Origin of the sequence: Massilia aurea (assembly GCF_024753205.1) — a bacterium.
Classification (GTDB): Bacteria; Pseudomonadota; Gammaproteobacteria; order Burkholderiales; family Burkholderiaceae_D; genus Telluria; species Telluria aurea.
Genome location: NZ_JANUGZ010000003.1, coordinates 665,194 through 688,558, shown reverse-complemented (window position 1 = coordinate 688,558; position 23,365 = coordinate 665,194). Strand labels below are relative to the sequence as shown.

Here is a 23,365-nt window from a genome sequence, read left to right as displayed (position 1 = left end):
GCGTGGTGATGCCGCTGGCTATTTGCTGGGACGGCGACGCCAGCGGTTTCCCACTTGCTGTACCACCTGGCCTGGCGTTGCTGGGCGTACATGGGCAGTCAGACCGAGAAGCGGCCCGGCTGCGCATCCGCGCCGCGCTGACAATGGCGCTGGCCGAGCATTTCGGCATCGATGCTGGCCGAATCGCACTGCATTCGCCGCAGGGCGTAGCGCCCTGGGCGGTGGTGGCGCTGGACGCGGGGGATCAGCGGGTTGCGCTGTCGATCAGCCATGACGGCGACATTTCGGTAGCGGCGTATTCCTTCAATGGTGCGGTTGGCATCGACGTGATGTCCATCGTGCCGGTGCCGGACTGGGAATCCGTGGCGCGCGATTATCTGGGGCCGGAAGCAGCCCGTAAGCTGGCAGCCCGACCCAATGGCGAGCGGGATGCCGCGTTTGCGCATGCATGGAGCGAACACGAGGCCCGCCTGAAGTGCCTCGGCCTGCAGCTAAGCGAGTGGTGCGACGAGCGCGCCGTTGCGCTGCAGGCGTGCCGCTGCTTTGCGCTGGCGCTGCCGGAAGGCTATATGGGTTATGTCGCGCTGCCGGCAGTAGCATCGGTTTAATGGCATTGATTCTGCTGACCTTTTGGCAGAAGTCATCGCTCAACTTGCCTACACCACCGAACCCAGCTTAAAGATCGACACATACATCGCGACCACCAAGCCGCCGGTCAGCATGCCCGGAATCACCATGATCAACGGCTCCATCAGCGACGACAACGCCGCCGTGGCCTCGTCGAATTTTGCCTTGAAGAAGTCGGCGACTTTGCCCAGCATGGCGTCGAGCAAGCCGGATGCTTCGCCGCGCCATTGGTCAGCACAGGTTCCGTCCACCAAAGAAAACTTGTGCTTACCGTTGCAAATCTTGTTCTCGTCCCTTAACTTCCCCGACTCCTCGTACATAATCCACCCGCGTCCGCATGCCAGGCGCAGGCGGATTATTATAAAGTGTCAAGTCATGACGAATCAGACTCGCTTTTCCTCTTTCATTTTCCTGGATTTGATAAGCATGTTTTTTATCGACATGCACGACGGTTCCTTCAAAGGATCTGGTGACGCCTGATTTCGCCGGCTTTTCCGCATTTGAAAGGTTGTACGTCGTATTCGATAATGTGACGCTTACTTTGCCGTCTGCGCCGACTTGTGCCGCCGCTTTTGCGGACGTCTGCAATAGATCTTTAGCAAGGGAATCGATTCGATTATCCTTGCGCTCCACGGTTTTCAGCTTGAGCTTGGCATCGATCATCAGTTGTCGCCCTTCCGCAAATTCTATCGCCCTTGCTGGATCGAGGAGAGGCTTCAATTTCACCTGCTGGTCAGCAGTAAGGGTGGGCGTGGGACGGTCGATAAAAGAACCGGTATGGACTGCGGTAACCCTGGCGTTCAGTACCGCCACCTGCACTCCTTGCATCCGATCATATGACGTCGCAGCAACTGCCCTATTTACTTCTTCCAATGATCCTGTAGTTCTATGAATCTCTTTGAATAACTCCATTGGCATGCCATTAATGGACGGAACCCGCTTGTTACTCAAAGCTTCTTTTAATTCAACTTGTGCGAATACTCGATCACCTCGCGCATAGGGCGTTGCTGTAACGAGTTCCGTAGCAGTATTTTTCACGAAGCGCTCTGATGTGGCAGCCCACAGGCCTTCCTTGCCGTCAAATAAAAACTTGTTACCTGGATCGCTGTAATCCTCACGGACTTTCTTCGGCGTAGTTCCATGTATATTGGCCACTGCATTGATGCATTCATCGGATGCGAGAAATTTCGCTGCTTCCGTCTTGTCAATCAAACGCACGTCCTTGTGCTGCCTCGCAAGAGCTAAAGCAAGATTATTGCTTGAGACGTCGGCATTCAGCATGCCACTGTAGAGCAAGGTGACGTTGCCTGGCGTGTCCACGGAAATTCCACGAGCCAAGTCCCTGAACGCTTCCGGATTATTGAAACGTTCAGGATACTTGCTCAGATTCTCTATAGCGGTCTCTGCCGAGTATTGGGTACGGCTTTGCATTAGAATGCAATCGTTGCGTGGTGATGTGTGCTGCGTGACGACATTCCGAAACTACCGTAGGCAGAGAGCGCGCTGCGCAAATCCGCGAGAATTTCTTGCCGGTGCATTTCCAGCGCCGGCGGCAAGTCGAGCGGCGGGTGGGCAAGTGTCCAGGTCGTGTTGTCCTCAAACGTCGCGTCATTCGGAGAGCTGGAAATTAAATCAATTTCAAGTAAAACACCCTTCCAGAAAAACGTAAAGGTCATCGTGGATGGACTTTCTTTATCAAGACGTATCCAGCGCAGATAAATATTGCGTTCCCGGTCAATAACCCATCCATTCCCGAATCCTACAACAAATAAATCTTCGTTAATTTCCCTCAATCCATAGGCAACAATATCAGCTTCTGAAATATTTTCACGGATAAAGCTCATCATTTTTCCAATCTTGTTATAGGATCGCAAAGGCATTCGTGCATAACTAGCCGAGTTCGTCATTGCCGGAACCCAGTTGGAATTATGGCATGGTCACGTTCGCAGTTGTGGGTGTGCCCAACCTGAGGAACCGATTGAGGATAGCTGCATGGACCTGCCAATCGGCCATCTGGTGGTCGAAGTCACGCGCCACCAGGCGTTCAACCAGCAGCTTGGAGCATCGTATCCTGGTCGCGACACAGCTTCACTGGTGACAGGCGCGCCACTTCTTCGGGATTTCCTGCCAGGCGCTGTCCGTGCGTGACTTGGCGCTGTTGCGAGCAGGATGATCGCCTGCGCTCCACGTTTCGCAATGGCTTGGTGACAACCCTTGCTGTCGCAGGCGCCATCGCCGCTGATGCTGGCGACGATCTCTGTCTGCAGGACAGTACATGCTCTTGTTTAACCAGACAGGCAGGAAGCCCCGCGCCTTCATCGCGGTGTTGTCGTGTTCGAGGGTTAGTCGTTCTGTACTTCGGTTTTGCTGGTGCACTCATGCCGTCAGTTTGGCCCGGGCCTGCAATCGACCGGTGAGCTGTCGGTCGATTGCAAAAAAGCCACCTGGAGCAGGCATCACCTACACCACAGACCCCAGCTTAAAGATCGGCAAATACATGGCAACCACCAGCCCGCCGATCAGCACGCCCAGAATCACCATGATCAACGGCTCCATCAGCGACGACAGCGCCGCGACAGCCTCGTCGACTTCTTCCTCGAAGAAGTCGGCGACCTTGCCCAGCATGGCGTCGAGCGAGCCGGATTCTTCGCCGATCTGCACCATCTGGATCACCAGGTTCGGGAACACGTCGGCATTCTGCATCGACGCCGTCAGGCTGGTGCCGGTGCTGACCTCGTTCTGGATCTTGCGCGTCGCCTCCAGGTAGACGGCATTGCCGGATGCGCCGCCGACCGAGTCGAGCGCTTCCACCAGCGGCACGCCGGCTGCGAACATCGTGGCCAGCGTACGGGTCCAGCGCGCGATGGTGGCCTTGCGGATCACGGGGCCGAAGATGGGCAGGCGCAGCAGCAGGCGGTCCATCGCCTGCTGCATCTTGAGCGAGCGGCGCCAGGCCTGGAAGAAGAAGTAGCCGGTGGCGAACATCGAGCCGAAAATCAAATACCACCAGGTGACGAAGAAGTCCGAGATTGCCATCACCACCAGGGTCGGCGTGGGCAGGTCGGCGCCGAAGCTTTCGAACACCTGCTTGAAGGCCGGCACGACCCAGATCATGATCACGGCGGTGACGATGAAGGCGATGGCCAGGATCGCGATCGGATAGGTCAGCGCCGACTTGATCTTGCCCTTGAGCGCGAGCGTTTTCTCTTTGTAGATCGCCAGGCGCGTGAGCAGGTCTTCCAGAATACCGGCCTGTTCACCGGCCCCGACCAGATTACAGAACAGCGGATCGAAGTACAGCGGGAACTTGCGGAACGCGCGGTTCAGGCTCGTGCCGGTCTCGACGTCGTTGCGCAGGTCCTGGATCAGCTTGGCCATCGACGGGTTGCCGTGGCCCTTGCCGACGATGTCGAACGATTGCAGCAGCGGCACGCCGGCTTTCATCATGGTCGCGAGCTGGCGCGTGAACATGGTCAGATCCTTGTCCGTGATCTTCTTGCCGCTGCGGTAGACCTTCTTCTTGACCTTGGTGACCATGATGCCCTGGCGGCGCAGGGTCACGTTGACGATCGCTTCGCCACCGGCGCGCACTTCACCGCGCACGGTGCGCCCGGTCTTGTCCTTGCCTTCCCACGCGTACACGTTCTCCTTGACCTGTGCGCCGCGGCTCTTGGGGGATAGGGAAGTTGCCATGGGAGTTCCTGTTCAGGGTCTTATTCGTTGGTGCAGCCGAGGACTTCTTCGACGCTGGTCAGGCCTTGCTTGACTTTCATGAGGCCCGAGCGGCGCAGCGAGTTGACGCCTTCCTTCTCGGCCTGGGCCGCGATTTCCATCGCGTTGCCGTTGCCCAGGATCAGTGCCTCAATCGCGGGCGAGATCGGCATGATCTGGTAGATGCCGACCCGGCCCTTGTAGCCCGAGCCCAGGCAGCGGTCGCAGCCGACCGGGCCGTACGGCTGCCAAGTGGTGTCGATGTCGGTCTCGCGGTAGCCGGCGGCAAGCAGCGCTTCGTGGCTCGTCTCGAGCGGCTGCTTGCAGGTGCACAGGCGGCGCGCGAGGCGCTGGGCCGTGATCAGGATGACCGACGAGGCGATGTTGAACGGCGCCACGCCCATGTTCATCAGGCGCGTCAGCGTCGACGGCGCATCGTTCGTGTGCAGCGTCGAGAACACCATGTGGCCCGTCTGCGCGGCCTTGATCGCGATGTCGGCCGTTTCCAGGTCGCGGATCTCGCCGACCATGATGATGTCGGGATCCTGGCGCAGGAAAGACTTCAACGCGACAGGGAAGGTCAGGCCGGCTTTTTCGTTGACGTTGACCTGGTTCACGCCGGGCAGGTTGATCTCGGCCGGGTCTTCCGCGGTCGAGATATTGATGCCCGGCTTGTTGAGCAGGTTCAGGCAGCTGTACAGCGAGACGGTCTTGCCGGAACCGGTCGGGCCGGTCACGAGCACCATGCCGTAGGGGCGGGCGATGGCGTCGAGCAGCAGCGCCTTCTGGTCGGGATCGTAGCCGAGCGCGTCGATGCCCATCTGGGCCTGCGTCGCGTCCAGGATACGCATGACGGTCTTTTCGCCGAACAGCGTGGGCAGCGTGCTGACGCGAAAATCGATCGTGCGCGTGGCCGACATGATCAGGCGCATGCGGCCGTCCTGCGGCACGCGTCGTTCGGCAATGTCCAGGCGCGCCAGCACCTTGATGCGCGAGACCAGCTTTTCACGGATCGCCAGCGGCGGCGACGCGTGGTCGCGCAGCACGCCGTCCACGCGCAGGCGGATGCGGTAGAACTTCTCGAATGGCTCGAAGTGGATGTCCGATGCACCCATCGTCACCGCGTCGATCAGGATCTTGTTCAGGAAGCGCACGATCGGCGCGTCCTCGACATCGTTGGCCGCCTCGAGTGGCGCGGTTTCCTTGTCGTCGTCCGCGAACTCGATCGCAGCTTCTTCGCCGGCCAGGTCGCTCAGGTCCTGCTCGGCGCCCTTGGCAATGGCTGCCAGCAGAGCCAGCAGGGCGTCGTGCGGCACGATCACCGGTTCGACCGTGGCCTCGCTCTGGAACTTGATCTGGTCCAGTGCCTGGCTGTTGGTGGGGTCGGAGAGCGCGACCGACAGCTTGTTGCCGCGCTTGGCCAGCGCGATCACGCGCTGGGCCTGCATCAGCTTGGCGTCGATGGCGCTGGCGGGCAGCACGCCCACCGAGAACGCCGACAGATCGAGCAGCGGATAGCCGAAGGTCTCGGCACAAAACGCAGCCAGCGTACGTGCATCGATGGCGCCGCTGGCCAAGAGGGCATCGATGAACGCAATCTTTTCCTGCGCGGCTTTCTTGTGCAGCATGTCCGCCTGCACGGCGCTCAGGCGGTTGGCCTGGACGAGCGCGCGCGCAAGGCCCGACAACGGTGTGCCGGTGGTCGGATGAGGGAGGACTGCTGCCATATGAGCCGGGTGTGGGTACCTCAGGAAAGTGACCAGGACGCCAGAGTCACCGGCGGATCAATGGATGATGCCTATGGGCACTAATTTTGTAAAGGTTTTGGTGTGACGTGCAGCAAGACGGGCATGTGGACAATCTGGCATGGCATGCCGGATCGTCCACATGGTGCTGCGCGCATCGGTTGCGCTACAGAGTGAGCCGTCTTGGCGGCGATGAAACACTCTTGGTAAAGCTATTACGGTTGTGGTCGCCTTGCAAAGCTGGGTTTTCGCAACACTTCAGCCCGCTGATATTGCATGCGTGTCAGTGCGTGAGCGCCAGGCGCGTGCTCGATGCCGGGCCGGTCACGCCAGGCGCATGCGCAAGCTTGAACACGGCCAGCGCATCGGTCAGGTGGTCGGTCTGGCCGGTCAGCGATTCGGCGGCGGCGGCCGCTTCCTCGACCAGTGCCGCATTCTGCTGCGTCATCTCGTCGATGCTGCCGATGGCCAGGCCGATGTCTTCGATGCCTGCGTTCTGGCGCGTACCAGCATCGCGGATCTCGAGCATGATGGTTTGCACCTTGCCCACGGCCTCGACGATCTGCGCCATCGTCACGCCCGCCTGGTCCACCAGCGCGCTGCCGGCGCCGACCTTGGCGACCGAGTCGCCAATCAATTCCTTGATTTCCTTGGCCGCCGCTGCCGAGCGGTGCGCCAGTGTGCGCACTTCGCTGGCCACCACGGCAAAGCCGCGGCCCTGCTCACCGGCGCGGGCCGCTTCGACGGCTGCATTCAGGGCCAGGATATTGGTCTGGAACGCGATACCGTCGATGGTGGCGATGATGTCGACGATCTTTTTCGACGAGGCGCTGATGTCGCCCATCGTCGTGACCACGCCGCCGACGACGTCGCCGCCGCGTGAGGCGATCTCGTTGGCCGTGACCACCAGCGCACTGGCTTCGCTGGCATTGGCGGCATTCTGGCGCACTTCGCCCGTCAGCTCGGCCATTGCGCGCGTGGTGCGGTCGACGTTCGAGGCCTGCGATTCGGTGCGGCTGGCCAGGTCGGCGTTGCCGCTGGCGATCTCGCTGCTGGCGCTGGCGATGGCGTCGGCCGAGGCCTTGATGTCGCCCACCAGCGTCGACAGGCGGTTGCGCATTTCCTTCAGCGCGGCCAGCAGGCTGCTGCTGTCGCCCGCGTCTGTGTGAATCTCCATCGACAGGTCGCCGGCGGCCACCGCCTGCGCGATCGTGCGCGCATAGGCCGGCTCGCCGCCCAGCTGCTGCCATATGGTGCGCACCATGAACCACGAGATCGCCACCAGCACCGCGATCACGATCAGGGCCGACAGCACCATCGCGATCACGGTCTGGCGCACGCTGTTCTGGCTGGCCTCGATGCCGGCCGCGAACTGGCGCTGGGCCAGATCGGCCGTCTTGGCCAGGTCGGCATTGAGCGCGGCCAGCGCTTTCTGCATGGCGCCGACGGTGGCTTGCGGGTCGCCTTGCTCCATCTCGAGCATGATGCGGGCCGACGACAGTGCCGGCGTGTAGTAAGCAGTGAATTCGGTATTCAGGCGTGCGCTGGTGGCTTGCTGGCCGGGGATCTTGGCGAGCTGGTCGAGTGCGGTGCGCACCTTGGCGGCCTGGTTGTTGGCCTGGTCGACGAGCGCCTTGTCGTTCTCGGTGACGGCATCGGTCAGCATGACGGTGACGGCGCCGATGTCGAGCGACAGGACCTTGACGGTGTCCATCAGCGGATAGTCCACCGATTCGGTGGTGGTGATCGACTTCAGGGCGCCGTTCGCGATGGTCGCGCTGATGCCGGCCCCCAGGCCGAAGATGATGGCGGAAATGATGGGCAGTGCCCAGATCCTGCGCTTGATGCTCATGCTTGTCTCCAGATACAACGCCCGCCACGCGGCGCAGAGCCGGTGGCGGGCGTGGTTAGTGCTTGCTTATGGGGTGAGGACGACCTTGACGCTCGCATCGACGGCGCTCTTGTCGATGTAGCCGATGGCCTTCGGGTTGGCGGCGACGGCGGCCTTGACACCCGCACTGTCGGCGACTTCCTTCGGCATCGTGGCCTTGCCGGTAAACACCAGCTTGGACCACAGTGCTTTGGCCTGGGCCGCGTCCTTGTCCGCGACCTTCTTGTAGAACTCGGCGCGCACCGGGGCGTTGTCGGGCTGGTCGATCGGCGTCATCGACGTCGATTTACCCAGGAAGAACTGGGCGACCTGGTCCTTGGTCAGCGCGCTTTCGGCGGCCTTCGGATTGACGACGACAACCACTTCGGCCAGGGCCGGCAATGCAGCGAAAACGGTGCTCAGGCAGGCAGCGATGATGATTTTTTTCATGGTCGCTCCTTAGAACACGAAGTCGAGGGCGACGGCGCCGACGGTCACAGGACCGGAGAAGCCTGGCTTGACATTGATGAACAGGCCGCTGCCGGTTGGCTTGATGCGGTCGATCTGCACCTTCAGCGCGGCCGACTTGTAGAAGTCCCAGCGCACGCCGATGGTGTCGGTGGTCTGCTCGCCCTGGCCGACGCCCGAGACGGCAATCCGGTTCACGCCGGCGCGCAGCGCCTGCAGGGTCGGGGTGCAGGCAGCCGGGAAGCCGGCAGGGCAGGCGGTCGGCACGGTGTTGTTGATGGTGCTGTCGATCTTCAGTTCCGAGCGCGTGTAGTACGGCAGGAACTTGCCGATGCGGTAGCCGCCCATCACGTACCACGACGTGGTGTCGTTGATGTAGGTCTCGGTCTTGCGCTTGGCAAATTCGCTCTGCAGCACGAAGTTGTTCCAGTCGGCGGTCAGGCCGATCGAATTGAACGTGCCCTTGTCGCCCTTGGCTTCCACGTCGCTTGCCAGCGCGGTCAGCTGGGGCAGGCGATAGCCGGCGCCGGCCGCGCGCAGCGAGCCAACCAGCGTATTGAGCGATGGCAGGTCGTCGAGCGTGACCTTGGTGCGGGCGTGGCCGACGCGCAGCGTGAACGGGCCGTTTTCGGCCACCAGGTTCAGCGCCAGGATGTCCTTGCCGCGCACGTGGAAGCTCGTCACCGGCGACTTGGTGCTGCCGGCGGCGAACTGCGTCGTCAGGCTGGTGTTGCCGAACTCATGGCGCCAGGTGATGTCGGCGCCATCGACGCTGTTGAACGGCACCTGTGAATACACTTCCGACGGCGGACGCAGCATCGTGTTGGCATAGCCGACGTTGCGGTAGTCCGAGATCATGAAAATCGGCAGGCCGACGCGGCCCACGCGCACGCTCAGTTCATCCGAGATGCGGAACTTGGCGAAGGCCCAGCTCAGTTCGGCGCCATAACCCTCTTCGGCATCCTTGCGCACCAGGCCCTGCGCGGTCAGCGACAGCCAGTCGTTGACGGTGTAGTCAGCCTGCAGGCCGAGGTTCGAATCGATACCGGTGCGGAAGTCGCCCGCACTGCCGCTGGCCTGGTTCGGGCGGGCGAATTCGGCGCGGTCGTCATCCGCGTAGGTGGCGGCAGCGGTGCCGAAGCCGCTGATTTTGACGGCGTTCTCCTGTGCCTGTGCGACCGACGCGCACAGAGGCAGCGCCAGCAGACTGGCGATCATTGTTTTTTTCATAATAGGGGTGTGCTGAAACGTAAGCTGCTGGGAACGACGGCGCTGACAAGGGCAGCAGGCAGGAGCGCCGGTACATACTGGAATTTATTCTATCCAGACGGCAATATTTACGGCAACAGTTTTATGACATTTGGAGAGTATCGGAGATATTTCTGGATGGAATGTGGTCTGACTGACACACAAGGTCATCAGAACACATTCCAGGCTGACAATTTAACGAGTAGCGCTGCCCGGTGGCGTGCCGCAATCCAGGTGCCCGGGTTCGCTTTGCAAGGGAATCCGGCGGCCATTGATCTCCAGGTCCGCCAGCACCGGCGGCGCGGCGCGCAAGCGGCCAGCACGCATGGCGTTGAACAGCGACGTGCAATCGCCGAGCAGTACAGGCAGGCTGGCAGCCAGTCCCCACGCGCCGCCTGCGTCCTGGTGCAACACGGCCCCGCCATCACCTTCGGCGCCGACCACCACGACCTCGGGCCTGGTGTCGCCGCCCAGGTCGAGCACAAATGCGTCACACACCGCGTTCTGGCTACGCATGCACTGGGGCAGGCGCGCCCATTGCTGCGTGCGGCGCCAGTCGGTCTGCACGAAACTGGCAGGGAGCGTGGCGCCGGTCGGCCACACGCGCAGCTGCCCGGCCATATTCGTGACGCCGGTGTCCGGGGCAGGCTGGCGCAGGCGCGCCAGTTCGGTCTGCAGCCACGCGGCATCCGGGCCGGTGGTGCTGCCCTGCAGCCGGGCCAGTGCAGCGCGGCCGTAGCGCGCGCCGTGCTGCCACAGATAGGCCACGTCCAGTTGCCGTAACGTGATCCGGCCGGCATCCAGGCGCGCCAGCTGGCTGGCCACGGCGATGCGTCCCGGATCGCCAGGCGGCGAGAGCAACAGTACCAGCAAGCCGAGCACCGTGAAGGCGGCGGCGATGTTGACGCCAGCCAGTGTGGGCAGCCAACCGCGCCGCAGGGCTGCCGCCGCATAGCCGCTGGCATAGCACACCGCCACCAGCAGGCAGGCGGCGGCGATCACGCGGCTGGTCGACCACCCATGGTCGAGCACGCGCAGCGCGAGGGCGTAGGCGGCGAGCAGCGTCAGCGGCGCCAGCAGCAGGCTCGCCACGCGCGCCGAGACGGCGATGATGCGCGCCGGGCGCTCGCTGCCATCCTGCCAGGCAGCATTGATCAGCACTACAAAGCAGGCCACCGCCGACAGCAGCATCCCGGCGGCGCTGCGCGTGGCCCACAGCGGCTCGAGCCCGGTAAATGGCAGGCTGGCCAGGAAGCCGCCCACCAGCAGCGTGAGCACCGGCAGCGTCCACGACAGCAGCACGTGCACCAGATTGCGGATCCCGCGCACGATGGCCGGCTTGACGTCGGTCAGGTGCATTGCGCTGGCAAAGGCGAACGCCGTAACGGGAATGGAAAACCAGGCCTTGCGCATGGCCTGGCTCAGGAAGTCGAGCTGGATCAGGTCGAACAGCGATGCACCCAGTTGCAGCACGAGCCAGGTCGCGCCGACGAACAGGGCGCTGAAGGCGAGCTGCAAGCCGAGGGTCCAGGCCACGTCGAAATACGTGGCGTACGATGCGATGCGCCGGCGCTCGCGCGCGCCGGCGAGCACCAGCGCGTGGGCGATGAAGCAAGCGGCCGCCAGGCACACCGTCAGGGGGCTGGACGGGGTCGGGCGCATGTCTGCGGCGCCGCCCGATCGGCGCCACATGTCGTAGACCGCCAGCAGCACGATCGCGAGGGCCGCGGCGCTCACCCAGCCTGCCAGCGTGCGGCGCGGCAGATGCCCGAGAGCGCTGATCAGGATCACCGGCAGCAGCACGCCGAGCATCACCAGCGGCGCGAACAGCAGGGGAGCGGTTGCGGGCCATAATGTATCCTGCAACGCCGTGTAGAGCAGGTAGAGCAGCACGCCCTGAATCAGGCCAATCCCGATGCGGGCGGGGCCGAGCCGTTGCGGCGCCAAGCTAGCTGCCCCGGTAGGTCGAGTACGACCAGGGCGTCATCACCAGCGGCACGTGGTAATTCTGGTCCGTGGCCGCGATGCCGAAGCCCAGCGTGATCCGGTCCAGAAAGCGCGGGGTGGACAAGGCCACGCCGCGCGCCGCGTAATAATCTCCAGCATGAAACACCAGCTCGTACTGGCCGGGCCGCATCGTTGCTGCCTCGAGCAGCGGGCTCGCGCAACGGCCGTCATCGTTCGTCACGTCGGCCTTGAGCAGTGTGCGGCCCGCCGCATCGATCGCGTACAGCTCGACGGTGATCCCGGCGCCGGGGCAGCCGTGCGCGGTGTCGAGTACGTGGGTGGTGAGTTTGCCCATGGATGTCCTCCCGTTCTTTTGGTAGCTCATCATAACGCGCACAAAGTCCTGTGCCCGCATTGCCAGATGCATTCTCGTGAACGAAGTCGGTGACGAAACCTGCTGCGCTGCCGGGGCTGCGCCGGCCGCACGCATAGCGCAGCAATACCGCTTGTTGGTATGAACGGTGAACCGGTGAGGCGAGCGGGTGTATCATGAGGGATGACAGGCAAATGGCACGTATTGATCGTAGACGACGAGCTGGATTTGCTCGAGAGCGTCGCGTGGCTCCTTGAAACTGAAGGTTTTCGGGTGTCAACGCACGACGACCCGCGGCAAGCCGTGGCCGCCATCTGTGATGGGTTGAGCCCGGATCTGGTCATGCTCGACTATCGCATGCCATGGTTGAACGGCTCGCAGACCCTCAAGGAGATGCGGGACTGCGGGTTGACGGCGCCTGCAGTGCTGGTGTCGGCCATGGCGAGCCTGGCCGCTGAATCGACCGCTGACGGCTTTGATGAGTCGTTGTCGAAGCCATTCGAGCTCGACCAGATGGTCCGCCTGATGCGGCGCCTGCTGCCAGGTGCGCGCGGGCCAGGTACAGGAATGGCCTGATGCTCTTTCTGTCCAACGTCCGGCATCCCGATGTCGAGCAGGTGCGCGCCGTGTGGGAACGCTACGTGCAGCACCAGGAACTGGCGCCGGACACGCTGCGGCCGTACGTGCTCAGAGCATGGAACCGCGCACGCGCCAGTGGGTGCAATCCTCGCCTCGGCCGCGCCGACCTGCTGGGAGAACACGATACACAGCAGCTGCTCGCAGAGCGTCACGAACTCATCACGGCAACAGCGCCGTTTCTCGGTGCTTTGTCCAAAGCGGCAGGTGAGAACCGGCACGCGGCGATGCTGGCGGACACCGACGGCCGGCTCCTGTGCCTGGCCGGCGATCCTGAGACCATGGCCGATGAAAACTTCCCGCGGCCGGGCTCCCTGCTTGATGAAGCGCATGCCGGCGCCAACGGCGTTGGCACCGCCATCGCCGAGAACGGCTATGTGGAACTGGTGGGCCCCGAGCATTTCATCGAGGGCTTCCATGCCTTCACGTGCCAGGGTGTACCGATCACCGGGCCGCAAGGGCCGATGGGCGTGCTGAGCATGTCGGTGCGGACGCTGGCCACGGCCGATCGCGTGCGCGACATCCTGTTCTGCGCCACCGAAGCGGTGGAATGCGAGTTGCTGGCCAAGTGGCTCTCCGGCATCAGCGGCCAGGAGATGGAGCACACGCTGGAACGCCTGCGCCAGGACATGCTGCAACGCCTGACGAGCGCCCGTCTGCGCATGGAGGTCGCGGCGCGCCGGATCGCTGCCGGCGCCGACGTCACCTCCATGGTGCAGACTTCCAAGGCGATGAGTGCGCAGTTCGCCCGCCAGGCGCGCACCTGGCGGTTGCTGGCGCTCGAGCGCACTGGCACGGCCCAGCCCGAGCCTTTGTCGCTTGCGGACATCGTGCAGGACCTGCTCGACCTGCTTGCCACCGAAGCGCGGTTGACAGGCGTGCAGTTCGAGTGGGGCGCCGCCGAACGCGTGAGAGTGCTGGACGATCAGCAGGCGCTGACGCGCCGCCTGCTCGGTGGCTTTCTGTCGACCCTGCAGAAGGCAGCGCCCGGCTCGACGCTGGTCGTCGAGGTCGGGGCGGTTGGGGAGCGCGGGCGCACTGTGCTCAAGGAACGCTGCATCGATGGCCGGGTGCGCCCGGGACCGGTGGTTGAATCGTTGCGAGTGACGTAGAGAACGACAGACCGGGCATCCACACTGGACTGCTGCGGGCATGGCATGGCACGATGTAAGTGGACAAACTCCCTCTGGAATGCTCATGCCGACCTCCTACCCGCGCGACCTGGCCGGCTACGGCCGCACGCCGCCTCATCCGCAATGGCCGGGCGCGGCGCGCATCGCGCTGCAGTTCGTGCTCAACTACGAAGAAGGCGCCGAGAACAATGTGCTGCATGGCGATGCGGCGTCCGAAACTTTTCTTTCCGAGATCGTCGGCGCCAGCGCCTTTCCCGCGCGCCACATGAGCATGGAGTCGCTCTACGAATACGGCTCGCGCGCCGGCCTGTGGCGCCTGCTGCGCCTGTTCGAGGACCGCAAGCTGCCGCTGACCGTGTTCGGCGTGGCGCAGGCGCTGGCGCGCCATCCCGAGGCAGTGGCCGCGTTCCAGGAACTGGGGCACGAGATCGCCTGCCACGGCCTGCGCTGGATCTCGTACCAGAACGTTGACGAAGCCACCGAGCGCGCCCACCTGCGCGAAGCCGTGGCGATTTTCCGCGACCTGACGGGGGCGCCGCCGCAGGGCTGGTACACGGGGCGCGACTCGCCCAACACGCGCCGCCTCGTGGTCGAGCATGGTGGCTTTGCCTACGACGCCGACCATTACGGTGACGACCTGCCGTTCTGGCAGCAGGTCGACGCGGCCGGGCCGGACGGCTTGGTGCGCCGCACGCCGCACCTGGTGGTGCCGTACACGCTCGACACCAACGACATGCGCTTCGCCTCGGCCGGCGGTTTCAATTCGGGCACGCAGTTCTTTGATTACCTGAAGGATGCGTTCGACGTGCTGTACGCCGAGGGCGATCCGGATGGCCTGAACCAGCCCAAGATGCTGTCGGTCGGTCTGCATTGCCGCCTGGCGGGCCGCCCGGGCCGCACGGCGGCGCTGGCGCGCTTCCTCGATTATGTGGGCCGGCACGACAAGGTCTGGGTCACGCGGCGCATCGATATCGCCAATCACTGGAAAATCGTGCATCCTTGCCTTGACCACAAGTAGGGTGGGCGGATTTCCGCCCACGCGTTCAAACCAACCATGCTCTGTGGTGTGCGACGGCAAGTCGGACGCGTGGACGGCATAGCCGTCCACCCTACGTATATGCTTTTCGATATGAGCGATATCACATATTGGTTATAGGTTGGCGGGCGCTGAATGGTAGCCTTCCGCCTTTGGCGTCCAGCAATCCACTCACCAAAGACAGGCATGTCAGAACCGATCCGATTCCTCTACCAGGGCCAGCTGCGCGAACTACGCGACGTGAAGCCCACGCAAACCATCCTGCAGCACCTGCGGGAGGACTTGCGCTGCACCGGCACCAAGGAAGGTTGCGCCGAGGGCGATTGCGGCGCCTGCACCGTCGTGATCGGTTCGCTGGAAGATGGCGAACTGGCACTGCGCGCGGTGAACGCCTGCATCCAGTTCACGCCGACGCTCGACGGCAAGGCGCTGTTCACGGTGGAAGACCTGGCGCAGCCCGACGGCGCGCCCCATCCCGTGCAGCAGGCGCTGGTCGAATGCCACGGCTCGCAATGCGGCTTTTGCACGCCGGGGTTTGCGATGTCGCTGTTTGGCATGTACCTGAAGCAGGAAGGGCGCGCGCCATCGCGCTGCCAGATCAACGATGCGCTATCCGGCAACCTGTGCCGCTGCACCGGCTACCGCCCGATCATCGACGCCGCGCGCCGCATGGTCGAACTGCCGCCGGTCGCCTTCGACCGCGCTGCACTGGCCGAGCGCCTGCGCGCGCTGCAGCGCAGCCACGGCTTCACGTACGCCGCGCATGGACAGCACTTCCACGTGCCGCGCACCGTGGCCGAGCTGGCGGCGCTGCGCGCCGACCATCCGGCTGCCGTGCTGCTGGCCGGTTCGACCGACGTTGGGCTGTGGGTCACCAAGCACCTGCGCGAGCTGGGCGACGTGATCTATCTCGGCCAGGTCGCCGAACTTAAAACGATGCACGAACAGGGCGGCATGCTGGAGATCGGCGCCGGCGTTTCGTTGCAGGACGCCTACCAGGCACTGGCGGCGCGCTATCCCGCTGAACTGACGGAGCTCTGGCAGCGCTTCGCGTCGCTGCCGATCCGCCATGCGGGCACGCTAGGCGGCAACGTGGCCAACGGTTCGCCCATTGGCGACTCGATGCCGTGGATGATTGCGCTGGGCAGCCAGGTGGTCCTGGCCAGCAGCACCGGTACGCGCGTGCTGGCGCTGGACGACTTTTACCTGGGCTACCAGAAGAAGGATTTGCGGCCCGGTGAATTCGTCCAGGCCGTGCGCGTGCCGCTGCCGCAGTCGCGTCCGGGCCTGCGCTTTCGCACCTATAAACTGGCCAAGCGCTTCGATCAGGACATCTCGGCCGTGTGCGCGGCGTTTGCCATCGTGCTCGACGGCGAGACGATCGTCGACGCCCGCATCGCGTTTGGCGGCATGGCCGCAATGCCACAGCGCGCCGCGCAGGCCGAAGCCGCGCTGCTCGGCCAGCGATGGACCGAAGCCGTCTTGACCACGGCGATGGCGGCGCTGGGCCGCGACTATGCGCCGCTCACTGACGCAAGGGCTTCCAGCAGCTACCGGATGCGCACAGCGCAGAACCTGCTGCGCCGCTTCTGGCTCGAGACGCGCCTGCACGACCCGCTGCCCGCGCAGGCAGTCAATGCCTTTGCCGGCGCCTGAGGAGACGACCATGAACGACGGCGGCATCAAGAACCTGGACGCCTGGGCCGAAGTGGGCCGCGCGCGCAAGCACGAGTCGAGCGAGCTGCACGTGCGCGGCGGCGCCACCTTCACCGACGATATCGCCGAGCTGGCCGGCACGCTGCATGCGGCGCTCGGCCTGTCGTCGCATGCGCATGCGCACATCACCGCCATCGACCTGGCGCCGGTGCGGGCCAGCGCCGGCGTGGTCGCCGTGCTGACCGTGACCGACATCCCGGGCCTGAACGATTGCGGTCCGATCATCCACGACGACCCGATCCTGGCCGATGGCCTCGTGCAGTACGTGGGCCAGCCAATCTTCATCGTCGTCGCCGACAGCCACGACAACGCACGGCGCGCCGCGCGCCTGGCGCAGGTGACGTACGAGGACCTGCCGGCGATCCTGACCCCGCAGGCAGCGCGCGCTGCGCAATCGTACGTGCTGCCGCCCATGCGCCTGACGCGTGGCGACGCCGAAGCAGCGTTCGCGCGCGCGCCGCACACGGTCAAGGGCCAGCTGTACGTGGGCGGGCAAGAGCAGTTCTACCTTGAAGGCCAGATCGCGTATGCGATTCCCGGCGAAGACCGCGGCATGCACGTGTACTCGTCGACCCAGCACCCGAGCGAGATGCAGCACGTGATCGCCCATGCGCTCGGCCTGCATTCGCACCACGTGACGGTCGAGTGCCGCCGCATGGGCGGCGGCTTTGGTGGCAAAGAATCGCAGTCCGCGCTGTGGGCCGCGGCGGCCGCCATCGCCGCAGTGCGTACGGGCCACCCCGTCAAGCTGCGCGCCGACCGCGACGACGACATGCTCGTCACCGGCAAGCGCCACTGCTTCCATTACGAGTACGAAGTCGGCTACGACGACGCGGGCCGCATCCTGGCCGCGCGGGTCGACATGGTCACGCGCGCCGGCTACTCGGCCGACCTGTCCGGGCCTGTCGCCACGCGCGCCGTCTGCCACTTCGACAATGCGTATTACCTGTCCGACGTCGATATTCGCGCCGCCTGCGGCAAGACCAACACGCAATCGAACACCGCATTTCGCGGCTTCGGCGGTCCGCAGGGCGCCATTGCCATCGAATACGTGTTGGATGAGATCGCACGCAACCTGGGCCGCGACGCGCTCGACATCCGGCGCCTGAATTTCTACGGAAAGCAGGAGTGCAACGTCACGCCCTATGGCCAGACGATTGTCGACAACGTGATCCCCGAACTGGTGGCCGAACTGGAAACGGGCAGCGATTACCGCGCGCGGCGCGCGGCCGTGGACGACTACAACCGCACCAGCCCCGTACTCAAGAAGGGGCTGGCGCTCACGCCGCTCAAGTTCGGGATCGCGTTCAACGTCACGCACCTGAACCAGGCCGGCGCGCTGGTGCACGTCTATGTGGACGGCTCCATCCTCGTCAACCACGGCGGCACCGAGATGGGGCAGGGCATCAACACCAAGGTGATGCAGGTCGTGGCGCACGAGCTGGGTGTCGAACTCGGTCGCGTGCGCGCCACCGCGACCAACACCAGCAAGGTTTCCAACACGTCGGCCACCGCCGCCTCGACCGGCGCGGACCTGAACGGCAAGGCCGCGCAGGATGCCGCCGGCAAGATCCGCGCGCGCCTCGCGCAATTCGCGGCGCAGCAGTACGGCGGCGCGGCCAGCGACGTGCGCTTCGCGGCCGGCACCGTGTTCGTCGCGGGCCTGGCGCTGCCATTCGAGGAGCTCGTCGCCAAAGCCTACCTGGCGCGCGTGCAGCTGTGGTCCGATGGCTTCTATGCCACGCCGGGCCTGCATTGGGACCCGAAGACGATGACGGGCCGCCCGTTTTCGTACTTCGCGTACGGCGCGGCCGTGTCCGAAGTGGTGGTCGACACGCTCACCGGCGAATGGAAGCTGCTGCGCGTGGATGCGCTGTACGATGCCGGCCGCTCGCTCAATCCGGCGATTGACATCGGCCAGGTCGAAGGCGCCTTCATCCAGGGCATGGGGTGGCTGACCACCGAAGAACTGTGGTGGAACCAGGCCGGCAAGCTGATGACGCATGCGCCGTCGACCTACAAAATCCCGGCAGTCTCGGACTGCCCCGAGGATTTCCGCATCGCGTTGTTCGACAACGCCAACGTCGAAGACAGTATCCACCGCTCCAAGGCCGTGGGCGAGCCGCCGCTGCTGTTGCCGTTCTCGGTCTTCTTCGCGATCCGCGACGCTATCTCGAGCGTGGGCGGGCACCGGGTCAATCCACCACTAAATGCCCCCGCAACGAGCGAAGCCATTCTGGATGCGATCGCATTTGTCGAGGGCGCCGCCGGCGCGCGCGCGTGACGATGGACTGGCTGCGCGCCCAGGGCGATGTGCCGTCCGTGCTGGTCACGGTAGCGGCCGTGAAGGGCTCGGCGCCGCGCGAGCCGGGCGCGAAGATGCTGGTGCGCGCGCACGATTTTGACGACACCATCGGCGGCGGCCATCTCGAACACCGCGCGCTGGAGATTGCGCGCACGATGCTGGAACTTGGCGAAGCGCGCCGCTTCGAACGCTTTGCGCTGGGCCCGAGCCTCGGCCAGTGCTGTGGCGGCGTCGCCTGGCTGGCGTTCGAACGCGTCGATGCCGCGCAGGTCGAGATTCTTCGCGCACGCCGCAACGTCGACACATGGCGCCTCGTCGCCCTCGACGGCGCGTGCGAGTGGGCCTTGTTCGACGACGCGGCGCCCCTCGCGGGTACGCCGGACGCGCCAGCATTTGAACGCGCACCCGAAGCCCGGGTGCTGGACGGCGAGGGCGGTCGCCGCTGGCTGCTTGACCCGGTCCTGGCGCCTTGCGCGCACCTGATGCTGTTCGGAGCAGGCCACGTGGGCGCCGCCATCGTGCGCGCGCTGGCCGAGCTGCCATGTCGCGTGACGTGGGTCGACGAACGCGACGCCATGTTCCCGGCATCCATCCCCCCGAACGTGACGATCGAGGCGACCGATACGCCCGAGGCGCTGGTAGAACACGCCGCGCCCGGCACGAGCTTTCTCGTCATGACCCACAGCCACGCGCTCGACCTGCGCCTGTGCCACGCGATCCTGGCGCGCCCCGCGCATCCGGCCATGCCCGACTGGTTTGGCCTGATTGGATCAGGCACCAAGCGCAGCCAGTTCGAAGCACGTCTGCGTGAGCGCGGCATCGACGATGCGCGCCTGGCCAATATGGTCTGCCCGATCGGCCTGCCCGATATTGCCGGCAAGGCCCCGGCCGTGATCGCCGCATCGAGTGTGGCGCAATTGCTGGCCGTGTGGGAAGCTGCACACCACCCCGAACCTCAACCGGAATTTTTGTAATGCCCACTGCATCACCCAATGTGCAGGCCTATCGCGCCAGCCTGCTGCACTTTCGCGCCGATCCGGCGTTCGACGACGGCGCCGCGCTGTTTCATGAAGACGGCCTGTTGATCGTCGAGGATGGCCGCATCCTGGCCGCCGGCGACTACGCCGCGCTCGCGCCAACGCTGCCGGCGGACCTCGAACCCGTCGACTATCGCGGCAAGCTGATCGTCCCCGGCTTCATCGACACGCACCTGCATTACCCGCAGACCGACATGATCGCCTCGCCAGCCCCGGGCCTGCTGCCGTGGCTCGAGACCTATACCTTCCCGACCGAGCGCCGCTACGAAGATCATGAAGACGGCCGCTCGACGGCCGACTTTTTCCTCGACGAGCTGCTGCGCTGCGGGACCACCACGGCCATGGTCTACTGCACCGTGCACCCGCAATCGGTCGACGCGTTCTTTGCCGCGAGCGAAGCGCGCAACCTGCGCATGGTGGCGGGCAAGGTGCTGATGGACCGCAATTGCCCGGACTTCCTGCGCGACCTCGAAGGTGAGCTTGGCGAGAGCGAAGCGCTGATCAAGCGCTGGCACAAGCGCGGCCGCGCGCTGTATGCGATCACGCCGCGCTTCGCGCCGACGTCGACCGAAGCCCAGCTGCGCCTGACGGGCGAGCTGGCGGCGGCGTACCCGGACACCTTCATCCAGACCCACGTGGCCGAGAACCGCGACGAGTGCACCTGGGTGGGCGAGCTGTTTCCGCAGGCGCGCAGCTATCTCGATGTGTACGACAGCTATGGCCTGATGCGCCCGCGCGCAATGTTCGGCCACTGCATCTGGCTCGACGACGAAGATATGGCGCGCATGGCCGCTACCGGCTCGGCCGCCGCCGTGTGCCCCACGTCGAACCTGTTCCTGGGCAGCGGCCTGTTCGACTTCGAACGCGCCGACAAGGCCGGCATGCTGCTGTCGCTGGGTACGGACGTGGGCGCCGGCACGTCATTCTCGCTGCTGCAGACGATGAACGAAGCGTACAAGGTCGCGCGCATGAAAGGCAGCTACCTCACGGCGCTGCGCATGTTTTATCTCGCCACGCTGGGCGCGGCGCGCGCGATGGGACTGGACGACACGATCGGCAGCTTCGCGCCCGGGCTCGAAGCCGACTTCGTGGTGCTGGACCGCGAAGCCACGCCGCTGATGGCGCGCCGCACGAGTCACAGCCACTCGCTCGAAGAGCTGCTGTTCGCGCTGGCGCTGCTGGGGGATGACCGTACAGTAGCCGCGACGTATTCGTATGGTCGCCTGCTGCATGTACGCTGATTTGTCCGGACTGTGTTGATGGTTGCCGGCGACGTGTTCGTGCCGGATGATCTGGCTGCCAACCACCACCGCGTGGACGGCGGAGCCGTCCACCCTACGAATAACGGCGCCGTTCTCGTGCGGGGTGATCTGGCTGCCAACCATCACCGCGTCCTGCGTAGGGTGGAAGGCTCTGCCTTCCACGCGTTGATCGTTACCGGTGCCGTCCACGCGGTGATGGTTGGCAGAGACGTCACGGCGGCGGTCCAAGCTGCAATATTGCCAACCCTGGGCGAAGGCGTTAGAGTCTGACGCTTGCCATCCATCCTGAAAGTATCACATGCACAAGTATTTGCCCGGTAGTGCGCTGCTGGCGCTGGCCGTCGTCGCTTCGCCCGTCCTGGCCCGGGCGCCATCGGTCACCGCCAACGAAGCGGCCACCGCGCGACACTACGCCAGCCTGATCGAGGGCAGCACGCCGCGCCTGTCCGAGCTGACGATGTTCTTCACGCAGATGCCCAAGGGCGGCGATTTGCACCACCATTATTCGGGCGCGATCTATGCCGAGACCTATGTCGATTTCGTCGACAAGCAGGGCTTCTGCATCGACAAGACCACCTACCGCATCGAGACCGACAAGGCGACGATCGCTGCGCAGCGCGCCAAACCTGCGGCTGAACGCACCTGCCTGTCGGGCGCAGAGGTCAATGCCGACGAAAACACCTGGCGCGAGCTGGTCAAGCGCTGGTCGAACAAGGATTTCAGCAACCACGTCGCCATCCAGCCCGCGCCGGACCGCCTGTTCTTCGGCACCTTCGGCTACTTCGGCCCGGTGGCCAACGACAACTTGCGCGAAGGCCTGCAGGAGATCAAGGCGCGCGCCATTGCCGAAAATGTCGGCTACATCGAAACGATGTTCCTGCTCTCGCCGTTCGTGGCCAACCCCGCGTTCGACACCAGCACCCGCGCCAGCGTGAACGACGACGCGGCGCTGGGCGCCCAGTTGCGCGCCGAACTGGCCGCGCTGGACGCCAACGCCGCCTACAACACGTCGATCGACACCTTCGTCGCGCAGATCAATGCTGCATCGGAAGGCATCGACGACGAGCGCTTCACGATGCGCTACCAGAACTACACGCTGCGCCTCCTGGCGCCGTCGCAGGTGTTTTCGGCGATGTTGTCGAGCTTCAAGGCCGCCGCCAAGGGCGGCCGCATCGTCGGCGTGAACATCGTCGGCCAGGAAAGCCTGAACGTGTCGATGCGCGACTACCTGCTGCACATGAAGATGTTCCGCTTCCTGAAAACGGTGTATCCGGACGTTAAAGTGGCGATGCATGCGGGCGAACTGGCACTGGGTGAAGTGCCGCCCGAAGGCCTGAAGTTCCACATCGACAGCGCCCTGGGCATTGCCGGCGCCGACCGCATCGGCCATGGCCTGGACCTGGCGCATGAAGCCAATGCACCGGCCATCATCAAGACGATGCGCGAGAAGGATATTCCGGTCGAGATCAACCTGACCTCAAACGCGTTCATCAGCGGCGTGGCAGGCGCGGATCATCCGATCCACCTGTACCGCAAGTATGGCGTGCCCTACGTGATTTCGACTGACGACGCCGGCGTGACCCGTCACACGCTGTCGCACGAGTACATGCAATTTGCCAGCCAGTTCAAGCCTACTTACGCGGAAATCAAGAAGGCGTCGTACAACAGCATCCGCTACGCCTTCCTGTCTGTGGCAGAAAAGCAACGCTTAACAAAACAGCTCGACGGGCGTTACGCCCGATTCGAGGCGCAGGTCGCTGCCATGGCGACCCAGACTGCGCGCGCGAAATAAAGTGTGTCATCCCCGATCCGGCGCCCGCCGGATCGCCTGCCTGTCATAAACAACCTTCGACTTTTCGGCACTAAGTTAACCGAGAAGAAAGGTTTGTCGTCTTCTCGCTACACAATTCTGTGTTGCACCGCTGGTTCTACTGATTTTTTGCCGAAAAAATTTCGCCGTGGAATGCCACGCATATAATTCCGCCATGTCATAAAGCGCGCCAAATGACACGATTTCTGTCGCGTAACGACAACGCCGGCGGGGTGATTTATACGAGAAAGCTCTGAATAGCCAAGCCAAATTGAATTTGTCGGGCTGAAAACGCTGATGCATATTGGCGCAATTCTGGTGTAAATCAAACCACAGATCGTGTCATTTTGTTGAAACATTGTACCGATACAATCGCAGCCGCTTGCCGGCTGAATCACTGGCGCGGCACGACGAATACAACAAGCAGTAAAGCAGGGGAGG

Annotated in this window: 19 protein-coding genes and 3 pseudogenes; 10 read left to right on the top strand and 12 right to left on the bottom strand. The window is 64.0% G+C overall.

All coding sequences use genetic code 11. The features are described from left to right. Window positions 1-8: 8 nt before the first annotated feature. Window positions 9-608, top strand: coding sequence for a 4'-phosphopantetheinyl transferase family protein (locus NX775_RS13620; RefSeq protein WP_258836495.1), 600 nt, complete (start codon window positions 9-11; stop codon window positions 606-608). A 48-nt stretch (window positions 609-656) separates the two neighbouring features. On the opposite strand, the pseudogene NX775_RS13615 reads toward NX775_RS13620, so the two are convergent. The 12 genes and pseudogenes from NX775_RS13615 to uraH form a co-directional block, all read right to left on the bottom strand. Next, a pseudogene (locus tag NX775_RS13615) lies at window positions 657-848 on the bottom strand (type II secretion system F family protein); the annotation flags it as partial. 46 nt (window positions 849-894) lie between these two features. Next, a complete protein-coding gene (locus NX775_RS13610; protein WP_258836494.1) occupies window positions 895-2,058 on the bottom strand; it encodes a KfrB domain-containing protein in 1,164 nt (387 codons plus the stop codon). Then, window positions 2,058-2,474, bottom strand: coding sequence for a hypothetical protein (locus tag NX775_RS13605; protein ID WP_258836493.1), 417 nt, complete (start codon window positions 2,472-2,474; stop codon window positions 2,058-2,060). The genes NX775_RS13610 and NX775_RS13605 overlap by 1 nt, the downstream gene beginning before the upstream one ends. A gap of 79 nt (window positions 2,475-2,553) precedes the next feature. Next, a pseudogene (locus NX775_RS24185) lies at window positions 2,554-2,748 on the bottom strand (IS5/IS1182 family transposase); the annotation flags it as partial. A 44-nt stretch (window positions 2,749-2,792) separates the two neighbouring features. Beyond that, window positions 2,793-2,885: pseudogene (locus tag NX775_RS24180) on the bottom strand (IS5/IS1182 family transposase); the annotation flags it as partial. Window positions 2,886-3,087: 202 nt separating this feature from the next. Continuing rightward, on the bottom strand, window positions 3,088-4,320 hold the full coding sequence (locus tag NX775_RS13595) for a type II secretion system F family protein (RefSeq protein WP_258836492.1): 1,233 nt from the start codon (window positions 4,318-4,320) through the stop codon (window positions 3,088-3,090). Between the two features lie 20 nt (window positions 4,321-4,340). Then, window positions 4,341-6,065, bottom strand: coding sequence for a type IV-A pilus assembly ATPase PilB (gene pilB / locus NX775_RS13590; protein WP_258836491.1), 1,725 nt, complete (start codon window positions 6,063-6,065; stop codon window positions 4,341-4,343). 301 nt (window positions 6,066-6,366) lie between these two features. After that, window positions 6,367-7,935 carry a methyl-accepting chemotaxis protein gene (locus NX775_RS13585; RefSeq protein ID WP_258836490.1) on the bottom strand — a complete coding sequence of 523 codons (1,569 nt, stop codon included), beginning with the start codon at window positions 7,933-7,935 and terminating at the stop codon, window positions 6,367-6,369. A gap of 66 nt (window positions 7,936-8,001) precedes the next feature. Next, window positions 8,002-8,403 carry a type 2 periplasmic-binding domain-containing protein gene (locus NX775_RS13580; protein ID WP_258836489.1) on the bottom strand — a complete coding sequence of 134 codons (402 nt, stop codon included), beginning with the start codon at window positions 8,401-8,403 and terminating at the stop codon, window positions 8,002-8,004. A gap of 9 nt (window positions 8,404-8,412) precedes the next feature. Beyond that, window positions 8,413-9,651, bottom strand: a complete 1,239-nt coding sequence (locus NX775_RS13575; protein WP_258836488.1) for a porin — start codon at window positions 9,649-9,651, stop codon at window positions 8,413-8,415. Window positions 9,652-9,864: 213 nt separating this feature from the next. Then, window positions 9,865-11,616: a DUF4153 domain-containing protein gene (locus NX775_RS13570; protein WP_258836487.1), complete on the bottom strand. Its 1,752-nt coding sequence runs from the start codon at window positions 11,614-11,616 to the stop codon at window positions 9,865-9,867. 1 nt (window position 11,617) lies between these two features. Next, the gene (uraH, locus tag NX775_RS13565) at window positions 11,618-11,971 is read right to left on the bottom strand and encodes a hydroxyisourate hydrolase (protein WP_258836486.1); all 354 of its coding nucleotides are present in this window, start codon (window positions 11,969-11,971) and stop codon (window positions 11,618-11,620) included. Window positions 11,972-12,193: 222 nt separating this feature from the next. On the opposite strand from uraH, the gene NX775_RS13560 reads away from it, so the two are divergent. The 9 genes from NX775_RS13560 to NX775_RS13520 all read left to right on the top strand — a co-directional run bounded on the left by NX775_RS13560 (window position 12,194) and on the right by NX775_RS13520 (window position 22,906). Then, window positions 12,194-12,565 (top strand): response regulator, encoded by a 372-nt coding sequence (locus tag NX775_RS13560; RefSeq protein ID WP_258836485.1) that lies wholly within the window; start codon window positions 12,194-12,196, stop codon window positions 12,563-12,565. Beyond that, window positions 12,565-13,737 (top strand): sigma-54-dependent transcriptional regulator family protein, encoded by a 1,173-nt coding sequence (locus NX775_RS13555; RefSeq protein ID WP_258836484.1) that lies wholly within the window; start codon window positions 12,565-12,567, stop codon window positions 13,735-13,737. Before NX775_RS13560 ends, NX775_RS13555 begins: the two co-directional genes overlap by 1 nt. An 85-nt stretch (window positions 13,738-13,822) precedes the next feature. Continuing rightward, window positions 13,823-14,776 (top strand): allantoinase PuuE, encoded by a 954-nt coding sequence (gene puuE, locus NX775_RS13550; RefSeq protein ID WP_258836483.1) that lies wholly within the window; start codon window positions 13,823-13,825, stop codon window positions 14,774-14,776. Between the two features lie 204 nt (window positions 14,777-14,980). Next, on the top strand, window positions 14,981-16,450 hold the full coding sequence (xdhA, locus tag NX775_RS13545) for a xanthine dehydrogenase small subunit (RefSeq protein WP_258836482.1): 1,470 nt from the start codon (window positions 14,981-14,983) through the stop codon (window positions 16,448-16,450). A gap of 10 nt (window positions 16,451-16,460) precedes the next feature. Beyond that, window positions 16,461-18,794, top strand: a complete 2,334-nt coding sequence (gene xdhB / locus NX775_RS13540) for a xanthine dehydrogenase molybdopterin binding subunit (RefSeq protein WP_258836481.1) — start codon at window positions 16,461-16,463, stop codon at window positions 18,792-18,794. 2 nt (window positions 18,795-18,796) lie between these two features. Continuing rightward, window positions 18,797-19,789 (top strand): xanthine dehydrogenase accessory protein XdhC, encoded by a 993-nt coding sequence (gene xdhC / locus NX775_RS13535; RefSeq protein WP_258836765.1) that lies wholly within the window; start codon window positions 18,797-18,799, stop codon window positions 19,787-19,789. Further along, a complete protein-coding gene (guaD, locus tag NX775_RS13530; RefSeq protein WP_258836480.1) occupies window positions 19,789-21,093 on the top strand; it encodes a guanine deaminase in 1,305 nt (434 codons plus the stop codon). Before xdhC ends, guaD begins: the two co-directional genes overlap by 1 nt. 18 nt (window positions 21,094-21,111) lie before the next feature. Beyond that, a complete protein-coding gene (locus tag NX775_RS13525; protein ID WP_258836479.1) occupies window positions 21,112-21,384 on the top strand; it encodes a hypothetical protein in 273 nt (90 codons plus the stop codon). A gap of 28 nt (window positions 21,385-21,412) precedes the next feature. Then, on the top strand, window positions 21,413-22,906 hold the full coding sequence (locus tag NX775_RS13520) for an amidohydrolase family protein (RefSeq protein WP_258836478.1): 1,494 nt from the start codon (window positions 21,413-21,415) through the stop codon (window positions 22,904-22,906). The last annotated feature ends 459 nt before the right edge of the window (window positions 22,907-23,365 follow it).